Genomic DNA, 12,794 nt, shown 5'->3' with positions numbered 1-12,794 from the left:
CGCGCTGGGTGGCGAAGCCGCCCTAAACCCGGGCACCTCGGTCTTTCTGAGACACTGCGGCGTCCTTATTGGGGCGGCTTCGCCACCCAGCGCGGGACAAGCCCGCTCACTACAAGTATTTCAGGCAGCGAGTTTACCGCTGGCGATAGCGGCTGACGCAGCCACCATTGCCCTGAGCAACACCGCACATCCCGCCGCCAGATCATCCGGCGCGGCATTCTCGATTTCGTTATGGCTGATGCCACCCTCACACGGCACAAAGATCATTCCCGCCGGGCCGAGCTCGGCGACGAAGATCGCGTCATGCCCTGCCCCGCTGACGATGTCCATGTTGGAGAGGCCCAACCCATTCGCGGCATCGCGCACGGCGTCCACGCAGCCTTTATCGAAGTACAGCGGTGGGAAGTCGGCCGTGGGCTCCATTTCAAAACTCAGACCGTGCTTGGCACAGGTGTCATCGATCACCTTGCGCACCTCGGCAATCATCGAATCCAACCGCGCCGGTTCCAGGTGGCGGAAATCGAGGGTCATGCGCACTTCGCCTGGAATCACGTTGCGTGAGCCGGGATATGCTTGCAGGCACCCCACCGTGCCACACGCATGCGGCTGATGCCCCAGTGCCGCCGCATTCACCGCCGCCACCACCGCCGCCGCGCCTACCAGGGCGTCCTTGCGCAAGTGCATCGGTGTCGGCCCCGCATGGGCTTCAACGCCGCGCAATTTCAGGTCAAACCACTTCTGCCCGAGCGCGCCCAACACCACGCCGATGGTTTTTTTCTCGTCCTCAAGGATCGGCCCTTGTTCGATATGCGCTTCAAAATACGCGCCGACTTTGTGGCCGCTTTCCGGGCGAGTACCCGCATAGCCGATAGCATTCAAGGCATCCCCAACGGAGATTCCGTCCGCGTCGACCTTGGCCAAGGTATCCGCCAAGCTGAATTTCTTGGCAAACACCCCTGAGCCCATCATGCACGGCGGAAAACGCGAGCCTTCTTCATTGGTCCACACCACGACTTCCAGTGGTGCTTCAGTTTCCACGTTCAGGTCGTTGAGAGTGCGCAGCACTTCCACCCCGGCCAGCACACCAAAGCAGCCATCAAACTTGCCGCCGGTGGGCTGGGTGTCGATATGGCTGCCGGTCATCACCGGCGGCAGGTTGGGATTGCGACCGGGGCGGCGGGCGAAGATGTTGCCGATACCGTCAACGGTCACGGTGCAGCCAGCGTCCTCGCACCACTGCACGAACAGGTCGCGGGCTTTGCGATCCAGGTCGGTGAGGGCCAGGCGGCACACACCGCCCTTGGGCGTAGCACCGAGCTTGGCCAAGTCCATCAGGGACTGCCACAAGCGGTCGCGGTTGATGTGCTGATGGGTGGACTGCAGAACGTCGAGCGCAGCGTTCATGGGGATCTCCTCAGGCGATATTTTCTTATGAGTTGACGCGGTCAACTGTGGGATTTGGCAGGCACCTGGCTGATGCCCCGCTTGGCATTCAGGCCGTAATACAACAGCCCACCCAACGCCGAACCGGTAAACCAGCCGTAGCTGTAGAACCAGCTGAATGCATCGCTGCCCAACGACAGCAACGTCAACACCACCGGCACGCCAAACGCGATAAACCCGCTCCAGTTCCACGCCGGGTACACGTCATCGCGGTACAAACCGGCCAGGTCGAGTTGCTGTTTGCGGGTGATGAAATAGTCCACCACCATGATCCCGGCGATCGGCCCAAGCAGGCTTGAGTAACCGAGCAACCAATTGGAATAGACGGTTTCCAGGCTCACATCGGAAACGATCAACCCCAGCTTTTTCAGCAGCTCATGCGCCATCAGCGCCAACCCCACCAGCCCGGTGAGGATCACCGCCGTGGTGCGGTTGATCAACTTCGGCGCGATGTTCTGGAAGTCATTGGTGGGCGAGACAATGTTGGCCGCCGTGTTGGTGGACAAGGTGGCGATGATGATCAACGCCATGGCGATAGCCACCCACACCGGGCTTTGGATATGCCCGATCAAGGTCACCGGGTCGGACACGCTCACACCCACCAGTTTTACCGATGCGGCGGTCATGATCACGCCCAGGGCGGCGAACAGGAACATGGTCAGCGGCAGGCCGAAGATCTGCCCCAGAATCTGGTCTTTCTGGCTTTTGGCGTAGCGGCTGAAGTCGGGAATGTTCAGGGACAAGGTGGCCCAGAACCCCACCATCGCCGTCAGGCCGGCCATGAAATAACCGGTAAGGCTCGCGCCTTCAGGACGTTTGGGCGGAATCGCCATCAACTCGCTGAGAGAAACATTGGGCATCGCCCACACCAACAGGCCGATACCCACGGCCACCAGCAGCGGTGCCGACAACGTTTCCAGGCGCTTGATCGACTCGGCGCCACGCAGCACCACCCACAAATTCAGGCACCAGAAAATCATGAAACCGATCACCTCTCCGGTGCCACCAAGGGACTTCCAACCCTCGAAAATCGAGCCCAGGAACAGGTGAATCGCCAGCCCGCCAAACATCGTCTGGATACCAAACCAGCCACACGCCACCAGCGCTCGAATCAAACACGGCACGTTGGAACCGAGAATGCCAAACGATGAGCGCAACAGTACGGGAAACGGGATGCCGTACTTGGTACCGGGAAACGCGTTAAGGGTCAGCGGGATCAGCACCACGATGTTGGCCAGCAGGATCGCCATCAGCGCCTCCCCCACTGACAACCCGAAGTACGCGGTCAGCACCCCGCCCAACGTATAGGTGGGCACGCAGATCGACATGCCGACCCACAGCGCGGTGATGTGCCATTTGTTCCAGGTTCGTTCGTGCACCTTGGTCGGTGCCATGTCGTGGTTGTAGCGCGGGCTGTCGAGGACGTCGGGGCCGGCGTCGAGTTCGTACAGGCCGTTGCGTTCAATGACTTGCGATCTGTTCTGTTGCATGGCCGCTCCACGGTTTTTTCGAATTATTGTTGCTCATCCAATGCTGTGCACTGGATGGCCGGAGTACCTCGTAAACAACATGACATCACGGGTCCGGCCAGCCGCCACTGCACTCAATAACCGTGCCGACAACCGTTACCGCACCCGCACCGCTTATATAACTTACTGATGTTTATCAGCTTTCCAATTGAGCGTTCGGTACTTGCCACGCTACTCAGGCTAAATAACGCGATAGTTGCCCGAACCATCAGGACTCAATCTGGTGCAACACAATTATTTTTATTTACCGCCCTCGTCAAGAGGCATGTCTCAAGCGTCTGATTTGCAATAAGAAATGTTGCTCAATTTAGAAACCTGTCAAGTGCGTCAAAATGGTTAAAGGTTGCCACATTTTGGTGATTTTCTGTTTTTCTCGTTATAAATCAATGTTTTAAATACGATATAAGCTTATAAAAAATCTTCTTGCCCAATCGAAAAACTCGGGCTAGTTTCTATTCCTGTCACCGATGACAGGAATTAATCGACCATCGGTAAGCAGCATTACAACACTTAGAACTGGCACAAGCCGGTCAAGCCTGTGAGGAACTCGACATGTCGCTGTTGATCCGTGGCGCCACCGTTATTACCCATGATGAAAGTTACCGCGCCGATGTGTTATGCGCAGGCGGTCTAATTCGGGCTATTGGTACGAATCTGGATATTCCCGCCGGCACTGAAACACTCGATGGCAGCGGCCAATATTTGATGCCTGGCGGCATCGATCCCCACACCCATATGCAACTGCCCTTCATGGGCACCGTGGCCAGTGAAGACTTTTTCAGTGGTACGGCGGCGGGCTTGGCAGGTGGCACCACGTCGATCATCGACTTCGTGATTCCCAACCCGCAGCAGTCGTTGCTGGAGGCGTTTCACCAGTGGCGCGGCTGGGCGGAGAAGTCCGCATCCGACTACGGCTTTCACGTGGCAATCACCTGGTGGAGCGAGCAGGTGCGCGAGGAAATGGCCGAGCTGGTCAGCCAACACGGCATCAACAGCTTCAAGCATTTCATGGCCTACAAGAACGCGATCATGGCAGCCGACGATACCCTGGTCGCCAGTTTCGAGCGCTGCCTGGAGCTGGGCGCAGTGCCCACCGTGCATGCGGAAAACGGCGAGTTGGTGTATCACCTGCAACGCAAATTGATGGCCCAAGGCATCACCGGGCCGGAAGCGCATCCGCTCTCGCGCCCCTCACAGGTGGAAGGCGAAGCGGCCAGCCGCGCGATACGTATTGCCGAAACCATTGGCACCCCACTGTACCTGGTGCACGTCTCGACCAAGGAAGCCCTCGACGAAATCACCTACGCCCGCAGCAAGGGCCAACCGGTCTACGGCGAAGTCCTTGCCGGCCACCTGCTGCTGGACGACAGTGTCTACCAACACCCCGATTGGCAAACCGCCGCCGGCTACGTGATGAGCCCGCCGTTCCGCCCACGTGGGCATCAGGAAGCCCTGTGGCACGGCCTGCAATCGGGCAACCTGCACACCACCGCCACCGACCACTGCTGCTTCTGCGCCGAGCAAAAAGCCGCCGGGCGTGACGATTTCAGCAAGATCCCCAACGGCACCGCAGGCATCGAAGACCGCATGGCGCTGCTGTGGGACGAAGGCGTCAACACCGGGCGTCTGTCGATGCAGGAGTTTGTCGCGCTGACCTCCACCAACACTGCAAAGATCTTCAACCTCTACCCACGCAAAGGTGCAATCCGCGTGGGTGCGGATGCCGACCTGGTGCTGTGGGATCCCCAGGGTACGCGGACGATTTCCGCCAAGACCCACCATCAAAAAGTCGACTTCAACATCTTCGAAGGCAAGACCGTACGCGGCGTGCCGAGCCACACCATCAGCCAGGGCAAGTTGGTCTGGGCCGATGGCGACCTGCGCGCCGAACGCGGTGCCGGGCGGTATGTGGAGCGGCCGACGTACCCGCCGGTGTTTGAGCAGTTAAGCAAGCGGGCCGAGCGTTCCAGGCCCACTGCTGTGAAACGCTGATACCGCCTTCGGGAGCAAGCCCGCTCCCACATTTCGTTTTGTGAACACATTCAAAATGTGGGAGCGGGCTTGCTCGCGAAGAGGCCGGCACAGGCAACACAAAAACCAATGCCCATCAGAGGCAGCACCTCAATAACCGTGAGGCCAATACCGTGATCCAGACCCTGACCCACCTCCCCCATCCCACTGAAGACGGGCCAACACTCGCCAGCCACTTCACCGACCTGGCACCGCCCCTCAATGCCCGCCAGGCCCAGCTCGAAGCCTCGCGCTGCCTGTATTGCTACGACGCGCCATGCGTGAATGCATGCCCCAGCGAAATCGACATCCCTTCGTTCATCCGCAATATCCACACAGAAAACGTGCAAGGCGCCGCGCAGAAAATTCTCTCTGCCAACATCCTCGGCGGCAGTTGCGCCCGGGTCTGCCCCACCGAGATCCTCTGCCAACAAGCCTGCGTGCGTAACAACAGCGAAGAATGTGCCCCGGTGCTCATCGGTCTGTTGCAACGCTATGCGGTGGACAATGCACACTTCACTGAGCACCCTTTCCACCGCGCCGCGTCCACCGGCAAACGCATCGCCGTGGTCGGTGCCGGGCCTGCGGGTTTGGCGTGTGCCCATCGCAGTGCCTTGCACGGCCATGACGTGGTGGTCTTCGAAGCGCGGGAAAAGGCCGGCGGCCTGAATGAATACGGGATCGCCAAGTACAAACTGGTGGACGACTTCGCCCAGAAGGAACTCGACTTCCTGCTGCAGATCGGCGGCATCGAGATCCGCCACGGCCAGCGCCTGGGCGACAACCTCACCTTGAGCGAACTGCACCAGCAATTCGACGCGGTGTTCCTGGGCCTCGGCCTGGCCGCCAGCAAACAGCTCGGCCTGCCCCACGAAGACGCCCCCGGCCTGCTCGCCGCCACCGACTACATCCGCGAATTGCGACAGGCCGACGACCTCACCCAACTGCCCCTGGCCGACCGCTGCATCGTGCTCGGCGCCGGTAATACCGCCATCGACATGGCCGTGCAAATGGCCCGCCTCGGTGCCCGCGACGTCAACCTCGTCTACCGTCGCGGCCTGGCAGACATGGGCGCCACGCAGCATGAGCAGGACATCGCCAAGGCGAACCAGGTACGCCTGTTGACGTGGGCGCAACCGGAAGCCGTGCTGCTGGATGACAACGGCCACGTACGCGGCATGCGTTTCTTGCGTACGCGCATGGAGAACGGCCGCCTGCACCCTACCGGCGAAACCTTCGAACTGGCTGCCGATGCGATCTTCAAGGCCATCGGCCAAGGGTTTGACAGCGAGGCCTTGCACGACCCGCTGGCCCAGCAACTGCACCGCGTTGGCGAGCGGATTTTTGTCGATGAGCACCTGCGCACCAGCATTCCTGGTGTGTATGCCGGTGGCGATTGCGTCAGCCTCGGCCAGGACCTCACCGTGCAGGCGGTGCAACACGGCAAGCTGGCCGCTGAAGCCATGCACGCCCAACTCATGCTGAATGTGGAGGCTGCGTAATGGCCGATCTCTCGATTGTATTCGCCGGTATCAAAGCCCCCAATCCATTCTGGCTGGCCTCCGCGCCGCCCACCGACAAGGCCTACAACGTGGTCCGCGCCTTCGAAGCGGGCTGGGGCGGCGTGGTCTGGAAAACCCTGGGCGAAGACCCGGCGGCGGTCAACGTGTCGTCACGCTACTCGGCCCACTACGGCGCCAACCGTGAAGTGCTGGGCATCAACAATATCGAACTGATCACCGACCGCTCACTGGAGATCAACCTGCGGGAAATCACCCAGGTGAAAAAGGACTGGCCCGACCGCGCGCTGATCGTGTCGCTGATGGTGCCGTGCGTGGAGGAATCGTGGAAGAACATCCTGCCGCTGGTGGAAGCCACCGGCTGCGATGGCATCGAGCTGAACTTCGGTTGCCCCCACGGCATGCCTGAGCGCGGCATGGGCGCGGCGGTGGGCCAGGTGCCGGAGTATGTGGAACAGGTGACACGCTGGTGCAAGACCTATTGCTCGCTGCCGGTGATCGTCAAGCTCACGCCAAACATCACCGACATCCGCGTGGCGGCGCGGGCGGCCTATCGCGGCGGCGCGGATGCGGTGTCGCTGATCAACACCATCAACTCCATCACCAGCGTCGACCTGGAACGTATGGTCGCGCTCCCCGTGGTGGGCACCCAAAGCACCCACGGCGGTTATTGCGGTTCGGCGGTCAAGCCAATTGCGCTGAACATGGTCGCCGAAATCGCCCGTGACCCACAGACCCAAGGCCTGCCCATCTGCGGCATTGGCGGCATCGGCAACTGGCGTGATGCCGCGGAATTCGTCGCACTGGGCTGCGGCGCCGTACAGGTGTGCACAGCGGCGATGCTGCACGGCTTTCGGATTGTGGAGGAGATGAAAGATGGTTTGTCGCGATGGATGGACAGCCAGGGCTACACCAGCCTGCAGGATTTTTCCGGGCGCGCGGTGGGCAACACCACAGACTGGAAGTACCTGGATATCAACTATCAGGTGATTGCGAAGATTGACCAGGCGGCGTGCATTGGTTGTGGGCGTTGCCATATTGCCTGTGAGGACACGTCGCACCAGGCGATTGAGAGTGTGAAACTGGCGGATGGCACGCACAAATACGAGGTGATTGACGATGAATGTGTGGGCTGCAACCTGTGCCAGATCACCTGCCCGGTGGCCGACTGTATCGAGATGGTGCCGATGGACACGGGCAAGCCGTTTTTGAATTGGACGCAGGATCCGCGTAATCCTTATCGGGAAGCTGTATAGCCCTCCAGGCCGCCTTCGCGAGCAAGCCCGCTCCCACATTCGATTGCATTCCTTCAGACAGAAATGCGGTCCCATATGGGAGCGGGCTTGCTCGCGAAGAGGCCTTCAGCCTCACCAGAAAAATCAGGGCTCCAACCCAATCCCCCGCAAAATCACCCCCGTCACCGTCTGGATCGCCCGCTCAAACTGCATATCCGACAACGGCTGGTGATCATTCAAGATCTTCACTTGATGGTCAAAGTCGGCATAGTGCTGGGTCGACGCCCAGATCATGTACAGCAGGCTCGACGGCTCCACCGGCAAGATGCGTTTGTCCTCCACCCACTGGCGAATTTTCGCTTCCTTCATCTTGGCCCAGTCGTACAGGCTTTCATCCAACGCCTCACCCAAGGTGGGGGCGCCGTGGATGATTTCGTTGGCCCAGACTTTCGAGCCATACGGCCGCGTGCGCGAGCGCTGCATCTTGGCGCGGATGTAGCTGCTGAGTACCACACGCGGGTCATCGAAGGTCTCGAAGCTCAGGGCATCCTGCTTCCACAGCTCCAGCAGGCCGAACAGCACCGCGCTGTACAGCTCGCTCTTGGTGGTGAAGTAGTAATGCAAGTTGGAGCGCGGCAGTTGCACTTCTTTGGCGATGTCAGCCATGGCGGTGCTGCCATAGCCTTTTTCGGCGAAAATTTTCTCCGCCGCCAGCAGGATTTTTTCGACGTTGACCCGGCGAATTCCGATCTTGTGATTGCCCATAAGGGCTCCCTGACAACAACTTGGGTTAAAGACTACCATCGGCTCTAGATCGCGGCGACAGGCCATAATGAAACTTCTGACGCGAACCTTTCCCGTGGAAATCGGATTGGTTAGGATCGCGGTCCCTATGAAGGATCATTGCAATGACTATTCGACCTCGCGTGGCCACCGACGACCCAGTGCTGGGCGCACTGTGGGAGCGCTCGGTACGCGCCACCCATGCCTTCCTGCCCGAGGATGATATCCAGCGTTTGCTGCCTCTGGTACGGGACACCTACCTGCCGATGCCCGCCCTGGAGGTATGGGTGTATGAAGACCAGAACGGTGTCGCCGGGTATATCGCCACGGGTGCGAGCAATGTGGAAATGTTGTTTATCGACCCCGATCGACGGGGCCAAGGCATTGGCCGGCAATTGCTGGACCACGTCCGTGCCCGTCACGACACGCTCACCGTCGACGTAAACGAGCAAAACCCACAGGCTGTGGGTTTCTACCTGCACTATGGTTTTATTCAGGTTGCGCGTTCGCCGCTGGATGGCGAGGGCAAGCCCTTTCCCTTGTTGCACATGGCCTTACCGACTCCCTCATCTGAAGGTACTGAACAATGTTGATCAAGAAGACACTGACGACCGTCGCGCTACTGGCGTCCCTGCTGGGCGCCTCGGCGGCGTTTGCCCATGCCCATCTGAAAAGCGCCGTCCCCGCCGCCGACAGCACCGTCGCAGCCCCCGCCGACCTGCGCTTGACCTTCAGCGAAGGCGTCGAAGCCACCTTTACCAAGGTGTCCTTGAGCAAGGATGGCACCGAAGTCGCCATCAAGGGCCTGGAAACCCCGGATGCCGACAAGAAAACCCTGGTGGTAACGCCGGCAGCCCCCCTGGCCGCCGGTACCTACAAAGTGGTGTGGGACGCGGTGTCGGTCGATACCCACAAAAGCAACGGCGAATACAGCTTCAAGGTCGGCCAATAACCCATGGCAACCCTGTTGGTGCTCTGCCGCTTCGTGCATTTCATCGTCGTATTGTTGATGTTCGGGGCCTGTGTATTCAGGCCCCTGCTGCTCGGAGCAGCCACTCAGCCGGTGCTGGACCTGCAATTGCTGCGCATCACCCGTGCTCTGGCCTGGGTTGGGCTGGTGTCTGGCGTGACGTGGCTACTGTTGATCACCGCCAGCATGGCCGGCAGCTGGGATGCCGCGCTGCATCTGTCGACAGTACAGCTGGTGCTGGGCAAGACATTTTTTGGCCAGGTGTGGGTGTGGCATCTGCTGCTGAACCTGTTGCTGGTGATCGCGCTGGTCAAACCCTGGCCTGTGCTGCGCCTACCCGTGATCGCGCTGCTGTTGGCGACCCTGGCCCCCGTCGGCCATGGCGCCATGCTGAACGGGCTCAGCGGGCAAATGCTGATTCTTAACCAAGTGGTGCATCTGTTCAGCGTGGGCGCATGGCTGGGTGGCTTGATGCTGCTGGTGCTGGTCCTGCGCCATCCGCACAGCTATGCATTGGAGTCGATCCTGCGTCGATTCAGTGGCGTGGGGTATGGCTTGGTGGCGGGGTTGCTGGTCACGGGGTTGATCAACGTGCGGGTGCTGACAGGGCAGTTTTGGCCCACGCCGCTGTTCAGCGGCTTTGCGCTGATCCTGTTGATCAAGGTGCTGCTGGTGCTGGGGATGTTGGCACTGGCGTTGCTGAACCGGTTGCGGATTGAGCGTTGTGAAGCGCGTCTGGGCAGTTTGAAGGCCAGTGTGATGGTTGAGTGGTTACTGGGGATTTCTGCAGTGGTAGCGGTTTCCCTGTTGGGTACCCTGCCCCCGATGGTCATGACCAACTGAGCTCTCCCCTTTGAAATGCAGCCAGCTCCTACATTGATCGTGCTTGCGTTGGATGAGCTTCAACCAAGTCATCGTATAACTTCCCCTTGACACCGCCCAAAATCCCCGCAAATATCGCCATTAATGTTGTACGACGACGTACGACAAATAATAAAAACAACAAAAAAGGGAGCTTCACTGTGAGTCAATTCGCCCGCAATTCCTGCGCACGTCTCGGTTTGATCAGCCTCGGCAGCCTGGCCGTCACCGTCCCCCTCAGTGCCCAGGCCGACGGCTTTCTCGACGATGCCAAGGCCACGCTCAACCTGCGCAACGCCTACTTCAATCGCAACTTCACGAACCCGACCAACCCCCAGGCCAAGGCCGAAGAATGGACGCAGAACTTCATTCTCGACGCCAAGTCTGGCTTCACCCAAGGTACGGTCGGCTTCGGGCTGGATGTGCTCGGCCTGTATTCGCAAAAGCTCGACGGCGGCAAAGGCACCGCTGGCACGCAACTGTTGCCGGTGCACAGTGATGGCCGCCCCGCAGACAATTTCGGGCGCCTGGGCGTGGCGCTGAAAACCAAGCTGTCGAAGACCGAACTGAAGGTCGGCGAATGGATGCCGGTACTGCCGATCCTGCGCTCCGACGATGGTCGCTCCCTGCCCCAGACCTTCCGAGGTGGGCAGGTCACCTCTAACGAAATCGCCGGCCTTACGCTGTACGGCGGCCAGTTTCGCGGCAACAGCCCCCGCAACGACGCGAGCATGGAAGACATGTTCATGAACGGCAAAGCTGCGTTTACTTCAGACCGCTTCAACTTCGGCGGCGGCGAATACTCCTTCAACGACAAGCGCACCCAAGTCGGCGTGTGGTACGCCGAACTGACCGATATCTACCAGCAACAGTACCTCAACCTCACCCACAGCCAGCCCGTGGGCGACTGGACCTTGGGCGCCAACCTCGGTTTCTTCAACGGCAAGGAAGACGGCAGCGCCCTCGCGGGCGACCTCGACAACAAGACTGCATTCGCCCTGCTCTCGGCCAAGTACAACGGCAACACCTTCTATGTAGGCCTGCAGAAACTCACCGGCAATAGCGCGTGGATGAAGGTCAATGGCACCAGCGGCGGCACCCTGGCCAACGACAGCTACAACGCCAGCTATGACAACGCCAAGGAAAAATCCTGGCAGGTGCGGCATGACTTCAACTTCGTGGTGCTCGGTATTCCTGGGCTGACCATGATGAACCGCTATATCAGCGGCAGTAATGTGCACACCGGAGCGATCACCGATGGCAAGGAATGGGGGCGCGAGTCGGAACTGGCGTACACGGTGCAAAGTGGGGCGTTGAAGGATTTGAACGTGCGGTGGCGGAACGCGACCATGCGTCGGGATTTTAGTAACAATGAATTTGATGAGAATCGGATCTTTATCAGCTACCCGATTTCGCTGCTGTAAGGTTTCGCGCCGAACAGGGATTTGCCACCAACACAAATCCCCTGTGGAATCGTCGCACCGCCGCTCCCACATTTGATCTCATTCGTCCAAAGGGGCGTTGACAAGCCAAGGAGTCCGTAACGATACTTCGATCAAGTCATACGACAACCTACAACAACAACTGGAATTTCAATGACCACTACCACGCCTGTCCCCTTCAACCGCCTGCTGCTCACCGGTGCCGCCGGCGGCTTGGGCAAAGTCTTGCGCGAGCGCATGCGCCCTTACGCCCAGGTGTTGCGCCTGTCGGACATCGCCAACATGGCCCCAGCGGCCGATGACTCCGAAGAAGTGCAACCCTGCGACCTCGCCGACAAACAAGCCGTGCACCACTTGGTGGAAGGCGTCGACGCCATCCTGCACTTTGGCGGCGTGTCGGTGGAGCGCTCTTTCGAAGAAGTGCTGGGCGCCAATATCAGCGGCATTTTCCACATCTACGAAGCCGCTCGCCGCCATGGGGTCAAGCGCGTGATCTTCGCCAGCTCCAACCATGTGATCGGCTTCTACAAACAGGGCGAGAAACTCGACGCCCACTCCCAACGCCGCCCAGACAGCTACTACGGCTTGTCCAAGTCCTACGGCGAAGACATGGCCAGTTTCTACTTCGACCGCTACGGCATCGAGACCGTGAGCATCCGCATCGGCTCCTCGTTCCCCGAACCGCAGAACCGCCGGATGATGCACACCTGGCTGAGCTTCGATGATCTCACCCAATTACTGGAACGCGCGCTGTACACCCCCAACGTCGGCCACACCGTGGTCTACGGCATGTCGGACAACCTCGACACTTGGTGGGACAACCGCTACGCCGCGCACCTGGGCTTCGCGCCCAAGGACAACTCCGAAGTGTTCCGTGCCCAAGTCGAAACCCAGCCACCGGTGGCCGCCGATGACCCGGCCAAGGTGTATCAGGGCGGTGCGTTCTGCGCGGCCGGGCCGTTCGGTGACTGAGTGCGTATCCACCCAAGGGAATGAGTGCC

General features: G+C 59.9%; 11 protein-coding genes. 8 read left to right on the top strand and 3 right to left on the bottom strand.

The features are described from left to right. Positions 1-120: 120 nt before the first annotated feature. Positions 121-1,404 (bottom strand): Zn-dependent hydrolase, encoded by a 1,284-nt coding sequence (locus HF257_RS13770; protein WP_185706394.1) that lies wholly within the window; start codon positions 1,402-1,404, stop codon positions 121-123. Positions 1,405-1,445: 41 nt separating this feature from the next. Then, entirely contained in the window at positions 1,446-2,933 is a 1,488-nt protein-coding gene (locus tag HF257_RS13765) for an NCS1 family nucleobase:cation symporter-1 (RefSeq protein ID WP_185706392.1), read from the bottom strand. A gap of 591 nt (positions 2,934-3,524) precedes the next feature. Between HF257_RS13765 and hydA the strand changes: the two genes are divergently transcribed. From hydA to preA, 3 genes are all read left to right on the top strand, one after another. After that, positions 3,525-4,964 (top strand): dihydropyrimidinase, encoded by a 1,440-nt coding sequence (gene hydA / locus HF257_RS13760; protein WP_185706390.1) that lies wholly within the window; start codon positions 3,525-3,527, stop codon positions 4,962-4,964. A gap of 152 nt (positions 4,965-5,116) precedes the next feature. After that, positions 5,117-6,484, top strand: a complete 1,368-nt coding sequence (locus HF257_RS13755) for an NAD(P)-dependent oxidoreductase (protein ID WP_185706388.1) — start codon at positions 5,117-5,119, stop codon at positions 6,482-6,484. Continuing rightward, complete coding sequence (gene preA, locus HF257_RS13750) at positions 6,484-7,758, top strand: NAD-dependent dihydropyrimidine dehydrogenase subunit PreA (protein WP_185706386.1); 1,275 nt, start codon at positions 6,484-6,486, stop codon at positions 7,756-7,758. The genes HF257_RS13755 and preA overlap by 1 nt, the downstream gene beginning before the upstream one ends. A gap of 123 nt (positions 7,759-7,881) precedes the next feature. On the opposite strand, the gene HF257_RS13745 is transcribed toward preA, so the two are convergent. Then, positions 7,882-8,502 carry a TetR/AcrR family transcriptional regulator gene (locus HF257_RS13745; protein WP_185706384.1) on the bottom strand — a complete coding sequence of 207 codons (621 nt, stop codon included), beginning with the start codon at positions 8,500-8,502 and terminating at the stop codon, positions 7,882-7,884. 143 nt (positions 8,503-8,645) lie between these two features. Between HF257_RS13745 and HF257_RS13740 the strand changes: the two genes are divergently transcribed. The 5 genes from HF257_RS13740 to HF257_RS13720 all read left to right on the top strand — a co-directional run bounded on the left by HF257_RS13740 (position 8,646) and on the right by HF257_RS13720 (position 12,765). Beyond that, positions 8,646-9,113, top strand: coding sequence for a GNAT family N-acetyltransferase (locus tag HF257_RS13740; protein ID WP_185706383.1), 468 nt, complete (start codon positions 8,646-8,648; stop codon positions 9,111-9,113). Then, complete coding sequence (copC, locus tag HF257_RS13735; RefSeq protein ID WP_185706382.1) at positions 9,107-9,472, top strand: copper homeostasis periplasmic binding protein CopC; 366 nt, start codon at positions 9,107-9,109, stop codon at positions 9,470-9,472. Before HF257_RS13740 ends, copC begins: the two co-directional genes overlap by 7 nt. Before the next feature lie 3 nt (positions 9,473-9,475). Then, complete coding sequence (gene copD / locus HF257_RS13730; protein WP_185706381.1) at positions 9,476-10,333, top strand: copper homeostasis membrane protein CopD; 858 nt, start codon at positions 9,476-9,478, stop codon at positions 10,331-10,333. Between the two features lie 179 nt (positions 10,334-10,512). Further along, complete coding sequence (locus HF257_RS13725; protein WP_185706380.1) at positions 10,513-11,775, top strand: OprD family porin; 1,263 nt, start codon at positions 10,513-10,515, stop codon at positions 11,773-11,775. Positions 11,776-11,946: 171 nt separating this feature from the next. Further along, positions 11,947-12,765 (top strand): NAD-dependent epimerase/dehydratase family protein, encoded by an 819-nt coding sequence (locus HF257_RS13720; RefSeq protein WP_185706379.1) that lies wholly within the window; start codon positions 11,947-11,949, stop codon positions 12,763-12,765. Positions 12,766-12,794 lie beyond the last annotated feature (29 nt).

The organism is Pseudomonas cremoris, assembly GCF_014230465.1.
The sequence above is the reverse complement of the archived record's forward strand: the minus strand, read 5'-3'. Positions and strand labels throughout refer to the sequence as shown.

Excerpts from the sequence above, each read along its gene's own strand:
- copD (WP_185706381.1), top strand. The coding sequence starts at position 9,476 with ATGGCAACCCTGTTGGTGCTCTGCCGCTTCGTGCATTTCATCGTCGTA.
- HF257_RS13770 (WP_185706394.1), bottom strand. The coding sequence starts at position 1,404 with ATGAACGCTGCGCTCGACGTTCTGCAGTCCACCCATCAGCACATCAAC.
- HF257_RS13745 (WP_185706384.1), bottom strand. The coding sequence starts at position 8,502 with ATGGGCAATCACAAGATCGGAATTCGCCGGGTCAACGTCGAAAAAATC.
- copC (WP_185706382.1), top strand. The coding sequence starts at position 9,107 with ATGTTGATCAAGAAGACACTGACGACCGTCGCGCTACTGGCGTCCCTG.
- HF257_RS13720 (WP_185706379.1), top strand. The coding sequence starts at position 11,947 with ATGACCACTACCACGCCTGTCCCCTTCAACCGCCTGCTGCTCACCGGT.
- HF257_RS13765 (WP_185706392.1), bottom strand. The coding sequence starts at position 2,933 with ATGCAACAGAACAGATCGCAAGTCATTGAACGCAACGGCCTGTACGAA.
- hydA (WP_185706390.1), top strand. The coding sequence starts at position 3,525 with ATGTCGCTGTTGATCCGTGGCGCCACCGTTATTACCCATGATGAAAGT.
- preA (WP_185706386.1), top strand. The coding sequence starts at position 6,484 with ATGGCCGATCTCTCGATTGTATTCGCCGGTATCAAAGCCCCCAATCCA.
- HF257_RS13740 (WP_185706383.1), top strand. The coding sequence starts at position 8,646 with ATGACTATTCGACCTCGCGTGGCCACCGACGACCCAGTGCTGGGCGCA.